Below are 17,316 nucleotides of genomic sequence, written 5' to 3'. Positions count from 1 at the left end.
AGCAAAACGTCCTGCGGACGCAGGTGCGTCCGTGCATCAACCATAGTCAACCCTGGGGAAATGCCAGCGCGGTTCGTCGTCGCGCCCGCTCTACGACGGCCCATGCATTCCTCGAAGGAATGACCTTGCGAAGAATGCTCGCTTGGATCGCCGAGGCAGTTGCCCGAAGATCAGCGCACCCTGCCCCTTCCAGGAACCCGATGCCCATGTCCGATCTTCCGGCCCGCAACGGCGGCCAGGTCCTCGTCGAAGCCCTGCTGCGCCACGCGGTGGATACCGTCTACTGCATCCCCGGCGAAAGCTACCTGCCGGTGCTCGATGCCCTGCACGATGCCAGCGGCATCCAGACCATCGTCACCCGCCATGAGGGCGCCGCCTCGAACATGGCCGATGCCTACGGCAAGCTCACCGGCCGCCCCGGTATCTGCTTCGTCACCCGCGGGCCGGGCGCGACCCATGCGGCCAACGGCGTGCACACGGCGATGCAGGACTCGACGCCGATGATCCTGTTCATCGGCCAGGTGGAAAGCGCGTTCAAGGGCCGCGAGGCCTTCCAGGAAGTGGACTACCGGCAGATGTTCGGCGGCCTGGCCAAGTGGGCCACGGAGATCGACGACATCCGCCGCATTCCCGAGATCGTCGCCCGCGCCTTCCGCGTTGCCCAGTCAGGGCGGCCCGGTCCGGTGGTGATCGGGCTGCCGGAGGAGGTGCTGTTCGGTTCGGCACAGGTCGCCGATGTGGCACCGTCGCCCATCACCCACGCCGCGCCAACGTCCAGCGCGCTGGCCGAGCTGCGTGAACGGCTGAGCCAGGCCCGGCGCCCTCTGCTGATCGTCGGCGGCACCGGCTGGACCTCCGAGGCCTGCGAGCAGGTACGCGCCTTCGCCCGCGCCAACCGCCTGCCGCTGGTGGCCTCGTTCCGCCGCCAGGACCTGATCGACAACCGCGACGAGCAGTACGCCGGCCAGCTCGGCTTCGGCGCCTCGCCCAGGCTCACCGCACGGGTGCAGGATGCTGACCTGCTGCTGGTACTCGGCTCGCGCCTGAGCGAAACGCCCAGCGCCGGCTACACCCTGATCCAGAGTCCCCGCCCGCTGCAGAGCATGATCCACGTGTACGCCGATGCCAGCGAGCTGGGCCGTGTCTACCAGGCCGACCAGATGATCGAGGCCGGCATGCCGGAGATCGCCGCTGCCCTGGCCGGCCTCGCTCCCCTGACCGAAACGCCCTGGGCGGAGTGGACCGCTGCGGCCCGCGCCGACTATCTGAGCTACGTCACCCCACCCAAGCAAGCCGAACCACCGCAAGGCGTAGACCTCACGCAAGTCGTCCACTACCTCAACGAAACGCTCCCGGACGATGCGGTGATCAGCAACGGCGCCGGCAATTACGCCGTCTGGGTGCACCGTTTCTACCGCTATCGCACGCCGCGCAGCCAGCTCGCCCCCACCAACGGCGCCATGGGCTACGGCTTCCCCGCTGCCATCGCCGCCAAGCTGCGCGACCCGCAGCGCAGCGTGGTGTGCTTCGCCGGCGACGGCTGCTTCATGATGTACCCGCAGGAGCTGGCCACCGCCGTGCAGTACGGCGCGGCGCTGACCGTCATCGTGGTCAACAACGGCATGCTCGGCACCATCCGCATGCACCAGGAACGCGAATACCCCGGCCGCATCAGTGCCACGCAACTGCGCAACCCGGACTTCGTCGCCCTCGCCCGCGCCTTCGGCGCCCACGGCGAGTTGGTCGAACGTACCGAGGACTTCGCCGCCGCCTTCGAGCGTGCCCAGGCCAGCGGCAAGCCGGCGCTGATCGAGTTGCGCACCGATCCGCAGCAGATCACCCCGGTTTCGCGGCTGCCATGACCCGGCGAACGCCCCGCGCGCGGGGCGTCACGCTTCGCTAAGCTGCATCGGATCAACGCAACGTGCCTGCCACAACGGGCACAATGGCGCGCCGAAATAAAGCTAGGGAAGCGCATGAGTCTGCCACTGATCTGGGTCCTCGCCCTCCTCGCCACCGCGGTCGGGCTGTTCGTCGCCAACCGCCCGCGGATGGACGTGGTCGCACTGCTGGTCATGGTCGCCCTGCCGTTGTCCGGCGTGCTAAGCGTGCAGGAGTCGCTGGCCGGCTTCGCCGACCCCAACGTCATCCTGATCGCCGCGCTGTTCGTCATCGGCGAAGGCCTGGTGCGCACCGGCGTGGCCTACCGCATCGGCGAATGGCTGACACGCCGCGCCGGCTCCAGCGAGACGCGCCTGCTGGTACTGCTGATGCTGGCCGTTGCCGGCCTCGGTTCGGTGATGAGTTCGACCGGCGTGGTCGCCATCTTCATTCCCGTGGTGCTGAGCATCGCCGCGCGCCTGCACGTGTCGCCGCGCCGGCTGATGATGCCGCTGAGCTTCGCCGGGCTGATCAGCGGCATGCTCACGCTGGTCGCCACTGCGCCCAACGTGGTGGTGCACAGCGAGCTGGTGCGTGAGGGCTCGAAAGGTTTCAGCTTCTTCAGCTTTACCCCGTTCGGCCTGGTCGTGCTGGTGCTCGGCGTCGGCTACATGCTGGTGGCGCGGCGCTGGCTCGGCGATGACGCCGGCGACGACAAGCAGAGCGTCAAGCGCCGCACCCTCAGCGACCTGATCCGCGACTACCAGCTGGCCGGCCGCGAACGCCGCCTGCGCATTCGCGCCGACTCGCAGCTGGTGGGCATGAGCCTGGCCGACGTGGAGCTGCGCGCCCGCGCCGGGACCAACGTGGTAGCCATCGAGCGCATGGTGCACTTCCGCCTGAAGATCCTGACGCCCAGCGCCAACATCGTGCTGCACGCCGGTGACGTGCTGCTGGTGGATATCTCCGGCGAACGCAACGACCTGCTGGGCATGTACCACGAGTTCGGCCTGGAACCGCTGAGCCTGCAGGGCGACTATTTCACCGAGCGCGCCCACGAAGTGGGCATGGCCGAGGTCACACTGCCGCCGGAGTCCGGGTTGCTGGGCAGGAGCGTGCGCGACCTGGAGTTCCGCAGCCAGTACGGCCTCAACGTAGTGGGCCTGCGGCGTAACCGTGAAGCACTGGTGGAGGGGCTGCTGGAGGCCAAGCTGAAGGTCGGCGACACCCTGCTGGTGATCGGCGACTGGAAGGAAATCCGCCAGCTGCAGGCGCGCAGCCGCGACTTCCTGGTGCTCAGCCTGCCCGCCGAAGTCGACGAAGCGGCGCCCGCCGCCAGCCAGGCGCCCCACGCACTGTTCAGCCTGGCGGTGATGGTGATCCTGATGGTCAGCGGCCTGGTGCCCAACGTCATGGCCGCGCTGATCGCCTGCCTGCTGATGGGTGCGTTTCGCTGCATCGACATGGACAGCGCCTACCGCGCCATTCACTGGCAGAGCCTGCTGCTGATCGTCGGCATGCTGCCCTTTGCCCTGGCGCTGCAGAAGACCGGCGGCATCACCCTGGCAGTCAACGGTCTGGTCGGCGCACTCGGCGGCGCCGGCACCTATGCCATCCTCGCCAGCCTGTTCGCGCTCACTGCGGTGATCGGCCTGTTCATCTCCAACACCGCCACCGCCGTGCTCATGGCGCCGGTCGCCATCGCCACGGCCAAGGCGCTGGGCGCCTCCCCCGAAGCCTTCGCGATGATCGTCGCGCTGGCCGCGTCGGCCGCCTTCATGACGCCGATCTCTTCGCCGGTCAATACTCTGGTGCTCGGCCCCGGCCGCTATCGCTTCGGAGATTTCGTCAAGGTTGGCGTACCCTTCACCATTCTGGTGATGATCGTCAGCGTTGTGCTGGTACCCTGGCTGCTGCCGCTGTAGCCGCCAACTACAAGATCACCAAGGAAACGTCACGATGGAAGTGAGCAAGACCAAGAGCAGTTTCTACCGCCGCCTGTACGTCGCCTGGCTGATCGACAGCGGCACCGCCACCAGCGTCCCGGCGCTGATGGAAGCCACCGGCATGCCCCGGCGAACCGCCCAGGACACCCTGGCAGCGCTGGCCGACCTGGACATCGACTGCGCCTTCGAGCAGCACGACGGCGAGCGCAACAACGCCGGCCACTACCGCATCCGCGACTGGGGCGCCATCGATCCGCGCTGGATTGTCGCGCACCTGCCGAAGATCAAGGACATCCTGCAGTACCCCTGAGCCGCCATCATGCTTGCCGTCCCGCCTACCCTCTGGCGCTTTCGCCGATTGATCCTGCTGCTGGCCTTCGCCGTGGTGCTGGTCCTGCTCTACCGCGCCAGCGGCCTGCACGAGGAATTCAGCCTCGATTACCTGCGCGACGAACTGGCCGACAACCGCCTGCGCGGCCTGTTGCTGTTCGTCGGCCTGTTCGCCCTGGGCAACCTGTTGCACATCCCCGGCCTGCTGTTCCTCGCCGCCGCCGTGCTGGCCATGGGCAAGCTCTGGGGCGGGCTGATTACCTACGCCGCCGCCCTGTTTTCCTGCGGATTCACCTTCCTCATCGTGCGCGCCGTGGGTGGCAATGGCTTGCGGCTGCTGAACAACAAGATGACCCGCGCCATCTTCAGCCACCTCGACCAGCGCCCAGCGACCAGCGTGTTCCTCCTGCGCCACGCCTTCATCACCTCGCCGACGCTGAACTACAGCCTGGCCCTCTCCGGCATCGGCTTCGTGCCCTACATGCTCGGTACTGTACTCGGCCTGCCGATTCCCCTGCTGCTGTGCTGCCTGCTGTTCGACCGCCTGCGCAGCCTGCTGATCGGCTGAGGCGCGGCAAGCGCATCTGTGGGAAAATCGCCCTCCGCTTCCCAGCCCGCGCCCGACATGCCGAAACCTCCAAAACGCCTCGCCGCCAAATCCGAGCCCCTGCGCGACCCTGCCGCGAAGCGGCCGAACCTGCTGCACCCGCGCAACCGCCACCAGGGCCACTACGACTTCCCGGCGCTGATCGAGGGTTGCCCGGAGCTGGGCCGCTTCGTCATCACCAACCCCTATGGCAAGCCGAGCATCGACTTCGCCAGCCCGGAGGCCGTGCGCGTGTTCAACCGCGCGCTGCTCAAGGCGCAATACGGCATCGGCCAGTGGGACATTCCCGCCGGCTTCCTCTGCCCACCGATTCCCGGCCGGGCGGACTACGTGCACTACCTCGCCGACCTGCTTGCCGAGGAAAACGGCGGCAGTGTGCCGCGCGGGCCTGACGTGCGCGTGCTGGACATCGGTGTCGGCGCCAACTGCATCTACCCGCTGATCGGCCACCGCGACTACGGCTGGAGCTTCCTCGGCTCGGACATCGAGCCGGCCGCCCTGGCCTCGGCCCGCGCCATCGTCAACGGCAATCCTGGCCTGGGCGAGGCCATCGAACTGCGCCAGCAGCACGATCCGAAGCGCATCTTCCAGGGTCTGCTGGCCGCCGATGAGCGCTTTGCCGCGACCCTCTGCAACCCACCCTTCCACTCCTCGCCGGAGGAGGCCAGCAGCGGCAGCCGGCGCAAATGGAAGAACCTCGGCAAGCTCGACCCATCGCGCCAACTGCCAAAGCTGAACTTCGGCGGGCAGAGCAACGAGCTGTGGTGCGAAGGCGGCGAGATCGCCTTCCTGCGCAAGCTGGCGGCAGAAAGCGCGGAAGTCGGCCAGCAGGTGCATTGGTTCAGCTCCCTGGTGTCCAAGGCCGGCAACCTCGACGACTTCCGCCGCGCCCTGAAAAAGGCCGGGGCCATCACGATTCGCACTGTGGACATGGCCCAGGGCCAGAAGCAGAGTCGCTTCGTCGCCTGGACCTTCCTCGAACCGGAACAGCGTCGAACCCAACGGTAGGGCGCATAACGCGGTACGCGTTATCCGCCGTCACCGAGAGCACGGCGGATAACCGCAAGCGGTTATTCGCCCTACGTCTCGGCGGCGAGTACCGGCGCGCGTTCCCGGCCCAGCAGCAGCAACACCAGCCCGGCGACGACGCAGGTCACACCGGCGAGCAGCTCCAGCACGCGACTGAACACCTCGATGTACTGACTGCGTAGCTCAGCAGGCGCCAGCTGCGGAAGTTCCTCGACCACCGCCGCGAGGTTGCCGATGGCCAACTGGTTGGCGCTCATCAGCCGATCCGCCGTCGCCAAACCCAGTGGCTCCAGTTGCGCGGCAATCAGCGTCGCCAGCAGCGCACCGACCACCGCGATAGCCACGGCATCGGCCGACACCCGCACCGTATTGAAGATGCCGGTCGCCATGCCCGCACGCTCGCGCTCCACGACACTCACTGCCAACCCATCCATCAGCCCCCAGGGCAGGCCGATACCGATGCCGATCACCAGCAGCGGCGCATCCGGCGCGACGCCTCCCGCCAGGTTGCGCGCCAGCCACATCAGCCCGCCCGACACGATCAACAAGCCAAGCGCCGACAGACTGCCCGCGCTGACATGCCTCGCCAGCAGCGCGGCGAAGAAGGGCACTACCAGCAGCGGTGACGACAGCGCCAGCATGGTCCATCCAGCCTGCAGCGCCCCCTGCCCCTCGATACCGATGAACCGTCCCGGAAGCAGTACGATCAACACCACATAGGCGAACGCTGGCGAAGCACCCAGCAACTGCACGCCCACAAATCGCCATTGGCTGAACAGCGAGAGGTCCAGCAGCGGCCGCTGGACGCGACGCTCGATGACGATGAACGTCGCCAGGAGCACGACACTCGCGGCCAGCGTGACGATGACTGCAACGCTGCTCCAGCCCTGTTCCGGCGCCAGCAGCAGACCGTAGGTGAACAGGCTGAGCGCTGCGGTGAAGCTCAGCGCGCCGGGCCAGTCGAGGCCGCGCGCCTGCGGGTCACGACTCTCCCGGCAATAGCGCATGACCATCGGGACAGAGGCCAGCGCACAGACTGCCGGCACCAGGAATACCCAGCGCCAGCCCGGCCCGTCGGTCAGCCAGCCGGCGAGCAGCGGGCCAAACGCCAGGCCGACACCGAAGGTCGTTCCCAGCAGGCTGAATACCCGAGTGCGAATAGGCCCATCGAACTCCTGCGCCAGCGCCGCCATCGCAGCGGCAAAGGCCGCAGAACCGCCGGCGCCCTGCAACACACGGAGCGCGTCGATAGCAGCCACCGAGCCCGCGAGGGGAATTGCCAGGGTGGTCGCGCAGAACAGCGCCAGGCCAACCACCCAGATGCGCTTGCGCCCATAGACGTCTGCCAGGCTTCCGGCCGCCATCATCGCCGCACCGTAGGCGAGCACGTAGCCGTTGACGATCCAGTTAAGCGCCACCGCCGAGCCGCCCAGTTCATGGGCAATGGCCGGCAACACCACGGCCGGGCCGGTGAAGCACAGGGGAATCAGCACCGCCGTCAGGCTGGCGGCGAGCAACAGCAGCCAGCGCGAAACGTCATTGCCGTCTTGTCGTGTGTCGTGGGAGGGATTCATGGTGGGTCCGTGATGATCCGAAGAAGACCCGCTGCACCCTAAGCAACCCGGCATTGCGGAAAAACAGGCTAGGATTCCGAACATAACGGACACTACTGTCCGCAATTCATACCCCGCCGAGCGGCACAATGGCCGCCCGCCCACACGGATACATTCACATGGACAGCCTCAACGGGCTCCGGGTCTTCCTCCAGGTCGCCGACACCCTGAGCTTCGCCCAGGCCGCGCGACTGCTCGGCCTCTCCGCCTCGGCAGTGGGCAAGAGCATTGCGCGCCTGGAGGAACGCCTGGGCGTGCGCCTGTTCCATCGCAGCACCCGCAGCTTGAGCCTCTCCAACGAAGGCCAGCTGTTCCTCGAACGTTGCCGGCGCATCCTCGACGAACTCGAAGCGGCGGAGCAGGAACTGGCGCTGTCCACCCAGCAGGCTCGCGGCCGACTGAAGATAAGCATGCCGCTGGTGGCCGGCCTGCTGCCGCAGGTGCTGCCGGAATTCCTCCGCTGCTATCCGCGCATCCAGCTGGATATCGACTTCACCGACCGACTGGTGGACGTCATCGAGGAAGGTTTCGACCTGGTAGTACGCGGCGGCGAACTGCGCGACTCGCGGCTCAAGGCGCGCAAGCTGGGCGATTTCAGCCTGCTGCTGGTAGCCGCGCCGGCCTACCTGCGTCAATACGGTACGCCTCGCCGGCCGGCCGACCTGAACCAGCACCTGTGCCTGCACTACCGCTACCCCAGCAGCGGGCTGGTGCAACGCTGGCCACTGAACCTTGCGCCGGGTGAGTCGGAGCCGCGCCTGGAGGGCGGCCTGATCTGCAATACCGCCGACATGCTGATCAACGTCGCCAGTCAGGGCATGGGCATCGCCTGCCTGCCCGACTTCGCCGTGCGCGGTGCGCTGAACGACGGCAGGCTGATGCAGGTGCTCGCCGAGCACACCGCGCACCAGGGCAGCTTCCACGCGCTGTGGCCAGCCGGGCGACGCATGCCGCTGAAGCTTCGAGTGTTCCTCGACTTCCTCGGTGACCGGCTGTTCGTCACTCGTTAGGGCAGCTCAGCGGATGAACTGCCTGCTGATCTCGCGGAAGACTTCCGTCCCGGCACGCTCCAGCCACTCGAAGGCGACCATCTCCCGCGAGACGACCACCGCGCCGGCCTGACGCATGCGCTCCAGTGCCAGCGCCTTGTCCTGCGGACGACGCGAGCCGACCGCCTCCTCCACCACGAACACTTCGCGATCTTCGGCCAACAGGCCGAGCACCGTCTGCAGCACACAGACATGCGCCTCGGTGCCGCATACCACGAACTGCCGGCGATCGCCGCCGGGCATCTGCAACAGGCCGGGATCAGTGACGGCGGAGAAGGCGATCTTCTCCAGCACTTCGCCCTCGCTCAGCTCGTCGCGCAGCGCCGGCAGCGTCGGCCCGAGCCCTTTCGGATACTGCTCGGTGGCCAGCACCGGCACGCCCAGCCGCCGCGCAATGGCCAGCAACCAGGCGCTGTGTTCCAGCACCGATTCGGCCTCGTGAATGGCCGGGAACAGGCGTTCCTGGATATCGATGATCAGCAGGGTCGAAGCCTGGGCGCGCAGCAGCATCGTGGGGGTCCTCCTGGCGTTTAAACGCGAGATTCGAACCCGAGTTGTGGTCCCGCAGCGGCGGGCTGTCAACCGCCATCGCACCATCGGCCACTTGGCAGAAGGCGCGCCAGCACGCACCCTATGCCGCGCCAGAACAACACAACAACGAGCCTGGGAGACAAGGAACATGGGCAGGAACATCAGCATCGCCGCGCGTGACGGCAGTGGCAGCTTCAGCGGTTATCTCGCGGTACCGGCCAGCGGGCGTGGCCCCGGCGTGGTGATCGGCCAGGAGATCTTCGGCGTCAACGCCAACATGCGCAGCATCGCCGACAGCTACGCCGAGGAAGGCTACGTCGCACTGGTGCCCGACCTGTTCTGGCGCCTGCAGCCCAACCTCGAACTGGGATACAGCGAGGCCGAGTTCGGCCAGGCCATCGGCCTGTTCCAGCTCTTCGACGTGGACAAGGGCGTGGACGACATCGCCGCCGCCATGGACACCCTACGCGCTCTCCCGGAAGTAGAAGATCGCGGCATCGGCTACGTCGGCTTCTGCCTCGGAGGCAAGCTCGCCTACCTCACCGCCGCGCGCACCGACGCGGCCTGCTCGGTCGGCTACTACGGCATGGGCATCGAGCACATGCTGGATGAAGCGCAGAACATCCGGGGTCGCCTGGTGTTGCACTTCGCTGAGCAGGACGTGTACTGCGACGCCAACGCCCGCGCGGCCATCGGCGAGGTGCTGGGAAAACTGCCGAAGGCGGAGATCTACAGCTACCCCGGCGTCGACCACGCCTTCGCCCGCCCCAACGGCATGCACTTCGACAAGCCCGCCGCGCTGATGGCCCACGAGCGCAGCATCGGCGCGCTCAAACGCGAGATCGGCCCGGACTTCGACCTGTCGAAACTCTGGGAAGACCACATCCACCACGAATTCGCCGCCCGCGACGTGCCCGCCACCATGGCAACCATGGTGGCCCAACCCTACGTCAACCACATCCCCACCATGACCGGCGGCGTCGGCCAGGACGAACTGGCGCGCTTCTACCGCAACCACTTCGTCCACGGCAATCCACCGGACATGAAGCTGGTGCCGATCTCCCGCACCGTCGGCGCGCTGCAGGTGGTGGACGAATTCGTCATGTGCTTCACCCATTCCACCGAGATCGACTGGATGCTCCCCGGCGTACCGCCCACAGGCAAGTACGTGGAAATCCCCATGCTCGGCGTGATCCGCTTCCGCGGTGACAAGCTGTGCCATGAACACATCTACTGGGACCAGGCCAGCGTGCTGGTGCAGATCGGCCTGCTCGACCCTGCCGGCCTGCCGGTGGCCGGCGTGGAGACGGCGAAGAAGCTGCTCGACGAGAGTCTGGTTTCCAACACCCTGATGAACAAGTGGAAGGACAGCGAAGGTCGCTGATCCTCCGCCCGCACAAGGAGCCACTGATGTACCCCATAGGGAAATGGACCTGCGCCGCGCTGCTGGTACTTGCCGGTAGCGTTGGTGCTGCGGAACGCACCGCACAGCCCTGCGACGACGCCACCCTGCAGACCCTGGCCGGGCTGCTCGGCCAGCAGGGCTGGCAGGCGCCGGAGTCCGGTGCGGCCACGCCGGTGGTCGCAGCTGCCTGCAAGGCCTGGCCGGACGATCCGAAGCTCGAAGTGGTCGCCGTCGCCTACAGCGCGGCGAACGACAAGACCGAGCCCGGCGAGCGCAACCTGAACCTGCTGGTCGGCCAGCTCGACACGGCCAGCGGCAAGCTGGTGACGCGCGTCGACGACAGCATCGGCGAGGACGCCATGGTGGAGATCGACAGCTCCAGCCTGTGGCTCGACACCGCCCGCTATCGCCTGGCGCCGGAGGTACGCGGCTTCGGCCTGATCATCGGCAGCGTGGCACGCGGCGCGAGCTGCCCGGACGCCTGGTCCTACGACGACTTCAGCCTCTACGCGCCGCAGGGCGACAAGCTCAAGGAAGTATTCCGCACCTACCTGCGGCAGTGGACGACGCTGGAAGGCCAGACTTGCAGTGATGGGCGCACGGTGATCGAGCGCTCGCAACTCACCCTGGCCATGGGCAATGAAAGCCACCACGGCTACGCCGACCTGATTGTCAGCGCGAAGGTGCAGCGCGAACAGGAAGGCGACAATGTCGGCGCGCCAAAGACAGTGCGAAAGACCGTCAGCTACGACGGCACGCGCTATCCCTTCGAGGAATTCTCGACCTTCTGGCAGAGCCAGCCCTGACCTGTAGGAGCGAGCTTGCTCGCGAACAATCCTGCCGGTGAGCCCGATGTGACACGGTTCGCGAGCAAGCTCGCTCCTACAAAGAACAAGGCCGCCCGAAGGCGGCCTTGGTACTTCTTGTCGTACCGATCAATGCCCGGTGTTATCACCACGGCGGCTGGTCTCGAAGAGGAACCAGGTGCGCTGCTCGGTCTCGTCGATCCAGTTCTCGATCAGGCTGGCAGTGGCGATGTCGTGGTACTCGTCGCACAGGCCATGGACCTCGCGCATGTAGGAGGTCAGCGATTTGTTGTCCTCCTGCAGCTCGGCCAGCATGTCCAGCGGTTGCACGAACTCGGCATCGTTGTCGAGGATGCGCTTGAGGCGCGCGATGTGGCCGATGGAGCGGATGGTGTTGCCGCCGATCTTGCGGTTGCGCTCGGCAATCGCGTCGGTCATCGCGAAGATCTCGGTGGCGTGGTCATCCAGCAGCAGGTGGTAGTCGCGGAAGTGCGGACCGCTCACGTGCCAGTGGAAGTTCTTGGTCTTCAGGTAGAGCGCGAAGACATCCGCCAGCAGGCGATTGAGCGCCGCAGACAGATCGCGGGTGGCGAGCTTGCTCAGGTCCGAGGGCGTGGCCAGCGCGGGCGCACGGCGCGGAACGGCCTTGGCAGCGGCAGGTTTGGCTGCAGCGGGCTTGGCGGCTGCCGTTTTGGCGGCTGCAGGCTTGCTGGCAGCGGGCTTGGCCGCTGGTTTGGCAGCAGCGGGTTTTGCGGCAGGTTTACTGGCCGCTTTCGCAGCCGGCTTCGCGGCGGGGTTGGCCGCTGCGGGTTTCTTCGGAGCCGATGCGGATTTCTTCATCACCAATCACCTCTACGAAAGATCACGATACCTGTGGATGCCGACCCAGGCGGGAGCGGCTGACTTACGCGGTCTTGAGCCTATCTCGCCTGACGTCGATTGCAAGTTGACCGCAGTGCCGCGCTCGCGTTCCGCCTGATGTGGATCAACCCCGCAGCGGCTTTCTGAAGTACACGACACGCTCCGTTTCGACGAAGCCCAGAGCGAGATGAAGGGCATGGCTGTCGGTATTGTCGAGCGCCGCATCGGAAGCAAAATCCAGGCAGCCGAGCGTGCCGCCCCAAGCCTGCACCACGCCCACCAGAGCCCGAGCCACACCTTGCCGGCGGGCGTCTTCACGGACGTAGAGGCCCTCCAGAAACAGCACCGGCGAGCCTTCCGTGCCGTTCACGTAATCGCTGCGCACCGAGGCCTCCGCCAGCCCCAGCGCCCTGCCCTTTTCGTCGCGGGCCAGCCAGGCGCCGTAGCGTTGCGGCTGCGCAAGGATGTCCCGCGCCTCCGCGACGAACGCTTCTGCATGATCGCCCGGCCAGAGTTGCAGGCGCAGCTCGATCCAGTCAGGCAGATCCCGTTCTTCGCAGTAGCGCACCGACATGTCCATCAGGCTTTCTCCGGGTCGAATCGGAACTGCTGGTCGAGCTGGCTGTAGCCCATGCCAACCCCCTTGTGCACCTTGAGCTGCACCGGAATGCGTTCCTTCAGTGCCTCGACGTGGCTGATCACGCCAATGGTCTTGCCCGTGGCGTTGAGGCTGTCGAGGGCATCCAGCGCGACCTCCAGGGTCTCGCCATCGAGCGTGCCGAAGCCTTCGTCGAGGAACAGCGAGTCGATGCTGGTCTTGTGGCTGACCAGGTCGGACAACGCCAGCGCCAGCGCGAGGCTGACCAGGAAGCTCTCACCCCCGGAGAGCGTCTTGCAGTCGCGCGCCGTGTCGCCCTGCCAGGTATCCACTACCTCCAGCTCCAGCTCGCCATCACTGCGCCGCGCCAGTTGGTAGCGTCCATGCAGGCGCTGCAGCTGGCGGTTGGCGAGGTGCACCAGGTGATCGAGGGTCAGGCCCTGGGCGAAGCGCCGGTAGCGCGCGCCGTCGGAGGCTCCGATCAGGCTGTTGAGGCGCTGCCAGAGGTCGTGCTCTTCCTCCTGCCGGGCGATTTCCGCGAACAGGCTCTGCTGGCTGGCGCGACGGTTGTCGTCGCCCTGCAACTGGGCGCGGATTTCGCCCTGGCGCTGACCCAGTTCGCGCAGCTGCGCGGCGAGTGCCTGCAATTGCAGGTCGAGTTCCTCCAGCGGCAGTTCGCCGTGGGGTTCTGCCTGCAAGCGCTCGAAATCCTGCGCAGCAGCGGCACGCAGGGTCACGGCTTCGGTAATTGCCGTTTCCAGGCGCTGGCGCAGTTGGCTGAGTTCGCTGCGCTGGGCATCGTCCAGCAGCGCGGCGAGATAGGCCGACTCGTCGGCAAAGGGGCTCGCCGCCAGCGCCTGCTGCCAGCTCGCCAGGTGCTCGGCGAGGCGCGCCTGCTCCTGCTCCTGCCGCTCGCTCAGCGACTGCTCACGGCCCTGCAAGGCGTCGGCCTGGCGCTGTGCGGCGGCCAGTTGCTCCTCCGCCTGCACCAGTGCCTGTTGCGGCGCCGCCTGTATCGCCAGCGGCTGGCGCGCATCGAAGCCGGCAGCCTGCCAGCGCTGCTGCCATTGCGCTGCGAGCTGTTGCGCCATGCGGGCAGCCTGTTCGGCATCACGCTCAGCCGCTGCCAGTTCCTGGCTGCGCTGCTGGTCCTGCTGCCATTGCTGCCATTCAGCCGAGCGCTCGGTCAGCCACTGCTCGCCGTCTTCCGGCAGGCTGTAGCCCAGCTCGCCGAGTGCGGCGGCCAGCGCCTGGTCCTGCTGTAACAGGTCCGCGCGCTGGGTCGCGAGCTGCTGCGCGCGCTCTTCCTGGCGCTGCCGTTCGTGAGTCTGTTGCTGGTCGAACAGCGCCAGTTGCTGCACGGCCTCGGCGTGATCGCGCTCCGCGCGCTGGCGTTGCTGTTGTGCCTGCTGGAGTTGGCTCTTGTGCTCTTCCAGGGTTTTCAGCTGCTGCTGCAATGCCGCCAGCGCGGCCTCGTGGCGCTCACGTTCGGCGCGGAACTGCTGGTCATCGTCCAGCGCGATTCCTTGCTCCGCGCACTGCTGCTGCCATGCCTGCTGATGCTGTGCTAGCGCGGCTCGCGCGTCGTCCAGCTGGCGCTGTCCCTGCTGCAGTTGTGCGTCCAGCCCGGCCAGCTCGCCACGCAGGGCAATGCCCTCGCTTTCCAGCTCGGCCAATTGCTGGCGCGCCTGCTCCAGCGCCGCCTGTGTCGAGGACACATCCAGCGCCTGGTAGGCCGCCACCGCCGGGTGTTCCTGTGAGCCGCACAATGGGCACGCCTCGCCGGGCTGCAACTGCGCACGCAGGTGCTCCAGTTGGTGAATGCGCTGTTCCTGCTGCAGGAGCTTTTCCTTGTCGGCAACCTGCTGCTTGGTCGTCTGATAACGCTCGCGCAACGCGACGATAACGCTGTCGCGCTCGGCCTTGCGCTGGTGCAGCGCCTCCAGCTCCGGCTGGCAGCGCGCCAGTTGCGCGGCGGCCTCGGCACGGGCCCGGGCCAGTTGTTCCAGACGGTCCAGCCCACGGCTGTGCAATTGCCCCTGCTGCAGCCGATCACGCAGCTCACCTTCGGTAGCTCCACCCAGCAACGCCGAGAGCTGCTGCTGATACTGGCTCTCCTGCGCGCCTGCCGACTCGACCTGCTGCTGCATGAAGGCGACGTTGCCTTGCAGGGTCTGCCGCTGTGTCGTCGCGCTCTGCAATGCCTGGTCGGCCACCTGCGCCTGCCGCTGCAAATCGGCGATGGCCTGGGCCAGGCGCGAACGCTGGGCGAACTGTGCCCGCCAGCCGCCGAGCAGTTCACCCAGTTTCGCTCGCTGCGGGTGCTGCGCCAGGCGCGTCTGCAGCTCCTGCCGCTGCTTGCTGACGGCCTTGCGCTCGCCCTCGCATGCATCCTGCGCCTGCTGAGCGTATTGGTTCGCCGCCCACAGCGCCTGGGCGATCTCTTCTCGCCGGAGCGCCTGCTGAGCGAGGTTGTCCTCCAGCGCCGTGCGGCCCTGTTCGACACTCTCCCGGGTGCTGCGCCAGGCCTGGTGCAAGGGCTGCAGACGAGCGGCGGGCTCGCTGTCCGCCAGGCGCTGCAGGTCTGGTCGTGCCTGCTCCAGTGCCTCGCGGGCAGCGGATTCTTTCGCACCGGCCTGCTCGACCTGCTGCTGCGCACGGCTGAGGTCTTCGCGCCAGCGACGCTGCACCTGGAGCGCCGACTGCTGTGCCTGCAAAGCCGTTTCCTGCACCGCTGCATCGCGGCCCTGCTGCTCCAGGTCGCCGCGCTGTTCGGCGCTGAGCAGTTCAAAGCCATCGGCGCGGGCGCGCAGTTGGTCCAGCGCGCCGCGAACCTCACGGGTGCGCTCGAAGACGCGCTGGGAAATCAGGCCGTAGATTTCCGTCCCGGTCAGTTCCTCCAGCAACTCCGCGCGCTGGTTGGCGTTGGCCTCGAGGAAGGCGGCGAACCCGCCCTGGGCCAGCAGCATGGATTTGGTGAAGCGTTCGAAGTCGAGGCCGGTGAGGGTCTCGGTCTGCTTGAGCTTGTCGTTGATCTTGTCGGTGAGGATCTGCCCCTCGCCAGTGGCGCGATCGATGCGCACCAGCTCCACCTTCGGCGCCTGCAGCGCGCCCTCGGCCTTGTCACGGGCGCGACGCTGGCTCCAGAAGGCCCGATAGGGCTGTCCCTTCACTTCGAACTCGACTTCGGCGAGACAGTCGGCGGTATGCCGGGTCATCAGCTCGTTGCCGCTCTGCGACAGTACGCTCATGCGTGGCGTACGGTGGTACAGCGCCAGGCAGATAGCATCGAGCAAGGTGGTCTTGCCCGCTCCGGTCGGCCCGGTGATGGCGAACAGGCCGTTGCCGGCGAAAGGTTCGGCAGTGAAATCTATCTTCCATTCGCCCTTCAGCGAATTGAGGTTCTTCAGGCGCAGGCTGAGGATTCTCACGAGCGCTCCTCCTGCAGGTCGGCGACGACCTGCCGGTAGAGCCCGGTCAGCCGTTCGCGCAGCGGTGCGTCCAGTTCCTCGGCGTCCAGGCGCTGGCGAAACACATCCTCGGGGCTGAGCTCGTCGAGGGTTTCCTTCGCTTCGCTGAACAGCGCCGCCTGCGCGGTGCCGCGCTCGCGGCGGGTGCGCAGGACGATCACCGGCAGCTCTTCGCAGAGCTTCTCAACGCGCAGCTGGATATCGGTCAGGTAGTCATCGGTGTGCACCATGACCTCCAGCCAGACCGGTTGCTCCGCACTCCCTTCGCGGGCAACGCGGGCCAGTTCGGCGGGCAGTTCGGCGAGGCTGCCGGACACCGATTTCAGCGGCTGGAAGCGCGGCACCGGCAGCGCGGTCACACTGCGCAGGCCACTGTCATCCAGGTCCACCAGCAGTACTTCCTTGCCCTGGCTCGCTTCGTCGAAGCTCAGCGCAATGGGCGAACCGCTGTAGCGGATGTGCTCCAGGCCGCCGACCTTCTGCGGCCGGTGGATGTGGCCAAGGGCGATGTAGTCCGCCGCCGGGAAGGCGCTGGTGGGAAAGGCTTCCAGGGTGCCGACGTAGATTTCCCGCACGGACTCGCTGGCGCTGGCGCCGACGGTGGTCAGGTGGCCGGTGGCGATGATCGGCAGGTGCCGGCCGAGGGTCTCGCGCTGCGCCTCGGCGCGCTCGAACAGCTCGCGGTAGTGCGCCTGGATCGCTTGCTGCAGCGCCAGTTGCTTGTCCTGTGCACTCTGCCCGGCCTGGCTGGTGAGCACGTCGCGTGGGCGAATGAAGGGGATCGCGCAGAGAATCGCGCCGGGCTGGCCGTCACGCTGCGGCAGCACCAGCAACTGGCGCTCCAGGTCGGTGCCGACCGCGGCGATCACCTGCGTATCGAGGCAGGCGAGCAGGTCGCGGGACTCCTCCAGCATCGCCACCGAGTCGTGGTTTCCACCCAATACCACCAGGCGCGCGCCAGTGTCCCGCAGCTCGACGATGAAGCGGTTGTACTGTTCGCGGGCATAACTGGGCGGCGCGCCGGTATCGAATATGTCACCGGCGATGATCACCGCATCCACGGCCTGCTTGCGTACTTGCTCGATCAGCCAGGAGCAGAACGCCTGGTGCTCGGCCTCGCGGCTCTTGCCCATGAAATGCTGGCCCAGGTGCCAGTCGGAGGTATGGAGAATGCGCATGAAAAATGGAGT

At 67.0% G+C, this 17,316-nt stretch carries 14 protein-coding genes; 8 read left to right on the top strand and 6 right to left on the bottom strand.

The genetic code is table 11. The features are described from left to right. Positions 1–206: 206 nt before the first annotated feature. The 5 genes from G4G71_RS09270 (at position 207) to rlmF (ending at position 5,772) form a co-directional block, all read left to right on the top strand. Positions 207–1,862 (top strand): thiamine pyrophosphate-binding protein, encoded by a 1,656-nt coding sequence (locus tag G4G71_RS09270; RefSeq protein ID WP_169937023.1) that lies wholly within the window; start codon positions 207–209, stop codon positions 1,860–1,862. Between the two features lie 114 nt (positions 1,863–1,976). After that, the gene (locus tag G4G71_RS09265) at positions 1,977–3,806 is read left to right on the top strand and encodes an SLC13 family permease (protein ID WP_169937021.1); all 1,830 of its coding nucleotides are present in this window, start codon (positions 1,977–1,979) and stop codon (positions 3,804–3,806) included. Positions 3,807–3,840: 34 nt separating this feature from the next. Beyond that, positions 3,841–4,137 (top strand): winged helix-turn-helix domain-containing protein, encoded by a 297-nt coding sequence (locus tag G4G71_RS09260; protein WP_169937019.1) that lies wholly within the window; start codon positions 3,841–3,843, stop codon positions 4,135–4,137. Between the two features lie 9 nt (positions 4,138–4,146). Continuing rightward, complete coding sequence (locus G4G71_RS09255; protein ID WP_169937017.1) at positions 4,147–4,725, top strand: VTT domain-containing protein; 579 nt, start codon at positions 4,147–4,149, stop codon at positions 4,723–4,725. 57 nt (positions 4,726–4,782) lie between these two features. Next, positions 4,783–5,772: a 23S rRNA (adenine(1618)-N(6))-methyltransferase RlmF gene (rlmF, locus tag G4G71_RS09250; protein ID WP_240964892.1), complete on the top strand. Its 990-nt coding sequence runs from the start codon at positions 4,783–4,785 to the stop codon at positions 5,770–5,772. Between the two features lie 71 nt (positions 5,773–5,843). Here the strand turns inward: rlmF and G4G71_RS09245 are convergent, their stop codons facing one another. Further along, positions 5,844–7,367 carry an MFS transporter gene (locus G4G71_RS09245; RefSeq protein WP_169937015.1) on the bottom strand — a complete coding sequence of 508 codons (1,524 nt, stop codon included), beginning with the start codon at positions 7,365–7,367 and terminating at the stop codon, positions 5,844–5,846. 158 nt (positions 7,368–7,525) lie between these two features. Between G4G71_RS09245 and G4G71_RS09240 the strand changes: the two genes are divergently transcribed. Beyond that, on the top strand, positions 7,526–8,416 hold the full coding sequence (locus G4G71_RS09240; protein WP_169937013.1) for a LysR family transcriptional regulator: 891 nt from the start codon (positions 7,526–7,528) through the stop codon (positions 8,414–8,416). Between the two features lie 6 nt (positions 8,417–8,422). On the opposite strand, the gene G4G71_RS09235 is transcribed toward G4G71_RS09240, so the two are convergent. Further along, positions 8,423–8,965 carry a hydrolase gene (locus G4G71_RS09235; RefSeq protein ID WP_169937011.1) on the bottom strand — a complete coding sequence of 181 codons (543 nt, stop codon included), beginning with the start codon at positions 8,963–8,965 and terminating at the stop codon, positions 8,423–8,425. Between the two features lie 169 nt (positions 8,966–9,134). Between G4G71_RS09235 and G4G71_RS09230 the strand changes: the two genes are divergently transcribed. Together G4G71_RS09230 and G4G71_RS09225 are read left to right on the top strand one after the other, a co-directional pair. Next, positions 9,135–10,370 carry a dienelactone hydrolase family protein gene (locus G4G71_RS09230; RefSeq protein ID WP_169937009.1) on the top strand — a complete coding sequence of 412 codons (1,236 nt, stop codon included), beginning with the start codon at positions 9,135–9,137 and terminating at the stop codon, positions 10,368–10,370. A gap of 26 nt (positions 10,371–10,396) precedes the next feature. Then, positions 10,397–11,197 (top strand): PA3715 family protein, encoded by an 801-nt coding sequence (locus G4G71_RS09225; protein ID WP_169937007.1) that lies wholly within the window; start codon positions 10,397–10,399, stop codon positions 11,195–11,197. Positions 11,198–11,326: 129 nt separating this feature from the next. Here the strand turns inward: G4G71_RS09225 and G4G71_RS09220 are convergent, their stop codons facing one another. The 4 genes from G4G71_RS09220 to sbcD form a co-directional block, all read right to left on the bottom strand. Then, positions 11,327–12,037 carry a Dps family protein gene (locus G4G71_RS09220; RefSeq protein WP_169937005.1) on the bottom strand — a complete coding sequence of 237 codons (711 nt, stop codon included), beginning with the start codon at positions 12,035–12,037 and terminating at the stop codon, positions 11,327–11,329. 145 nt (positions 12,038–12,182) lie between these two features. Beyond that, on the bottom strand, positions 12,183–12,632 hold the full coding sequence (gene aac(6') / locus G4G71_RS09215) for an aminoglycoside 6'-N-acetyltransferase (protein ID WP_205896268.1): 450 nt from the start codon (positions 12,630–12,632) through the stop codon (positions 12,183–12,185). A 5-nt stretch (positions 12,633–12,637) separates the two neighbouring features. After that, positions 12,638–16,087 (bottom strand): AAA family ATPase, encoded by a 3,450-nt coding sequence (locus G4G71_RS09210; RefSeq protein WP_169937001.1) that lies wholly within the window; start codon positions 16,085–16,087, stop codon positions 12,638–12,640. Beyond that, positions 16,084–17,304, bottom strand: a complete 1,221-nt coding sequence (gene sbcD, locus G4G71_RS09205; RefSeq protein ID WP_169936999.1) for an exonuclease subunit SbcD — start codon at positions 17,302–17,304, stop codon at positions 16,084–16,086. The genes G4G71_RS09210 and sbcD overlap by 4 nt, the downstream gene beginning before the upstream one ends. Positions 17,305–17,316: the final 12 nt, after the last annotated feature.

The sequence above is a fragment of the Pseudomonas multiresinivorans genome (assembly GCF_012971725.1).
GTDB classification, from domain to species: domain Bacteria; phylum Pseudomonadota; class Gammaproteobacteria; order Pseudomonadales; family Pseudomonadaceae; genus Pseudomonas; species Pseudomonas multiresinivorans.
Note: the sequence above shows the minus strand (reverse complement) of the source record. Positions and strands in the feature narration are given on the sequence as shown.

Excerpts from the sequence above, each read along its gene's own strand:
- G4G71_RS09270 (WP_169937023.1), top strand. The coding sequence starts at position 207 with ATGTCCGATCTTCCGGCCCGCAACGGCGGCCAGGTCCTCGTCGAAGCC.
- G4G71_RS09265 (WP_169937021.1), top strand. The coding sequence starts at position 1,977 with ATGAGTCTGCCACTGATCTGGGTCCTCGCCCTCCTCGCCACCGCGGTC.
- G4G71_RS09260 (WP_169937019.1), top strand. The coding sequence starts at position 3,841 with ATGGAAGTGAGCAAGACCAAGAGCAGTTTCTACCGCCGCCTGTACGTC.
- G4G71_RS09255 (WP_169937017.1), top strand. The coding sequence starts at position 4,147 with ATGCTTGCCGTCCCGCCTACCCTCTGGCGCTTTCGCCGATTGATCCTG.
- rlmF (WP_240964892.1), top strand. The coding sequence starts at position 4,783 with ATGCCGAAACCTCCAAAACGCCTCGCCGCCAAATCCGAGCCCCTGCGC.
- G4G71_RS09245 (WP_169937015.1), bottom strand. The coding sequence starts at position 7,367 with ATGAATCCCTCCCACGACACACGACAAGACGGCAATGACGTTTCGCGC.
- G4G71_RS09240 (WP_169937013.1), top strand. The coding sequence starts at position 7,526 with ATGGACAGCCTCAACGGGCTCCGGGTCTTCCTCCAGGTCGCCGACACC.
- G4G71_RS09235 (WP_169937011.1), bottom strand. The coding sequence starts at position 8,965 with ATGCTGCTGCGCGCCCAGGCTTCGACCCTGCTGATCATCGATATCCAG.
- G4G71_RS09230 (WP_169937009.1), top strand. The coding sequence starts at position 9,135 with ATGGGCAGGAACATCAGCATCGCCGCGCGTGACGGCAGTGGCAGCTTC.
- G4G71_RS09225 (WP_169937007.1), top strand. The coding sequence starts at position 10,397 with ATGTACCCCATAGGGAAATGGACCTGCGCCGCGCTGCTGGTACTTGCC.
- G4G71_RS09220 (WP_169937005.1), bottom strand. The coding sequence starts at position 12,037 with ATGAAGAAATCCGCATCGGCTCCGAAGAAACCCGCAGCGGCCAACCCC.
- sbcD (WP_169936999.1), bottom strand. The coding sequence starts at position 17,304 with ATGCGCATTCTCCATACCTCCGACTGGCACCTGGGCCAGCATTTCATG.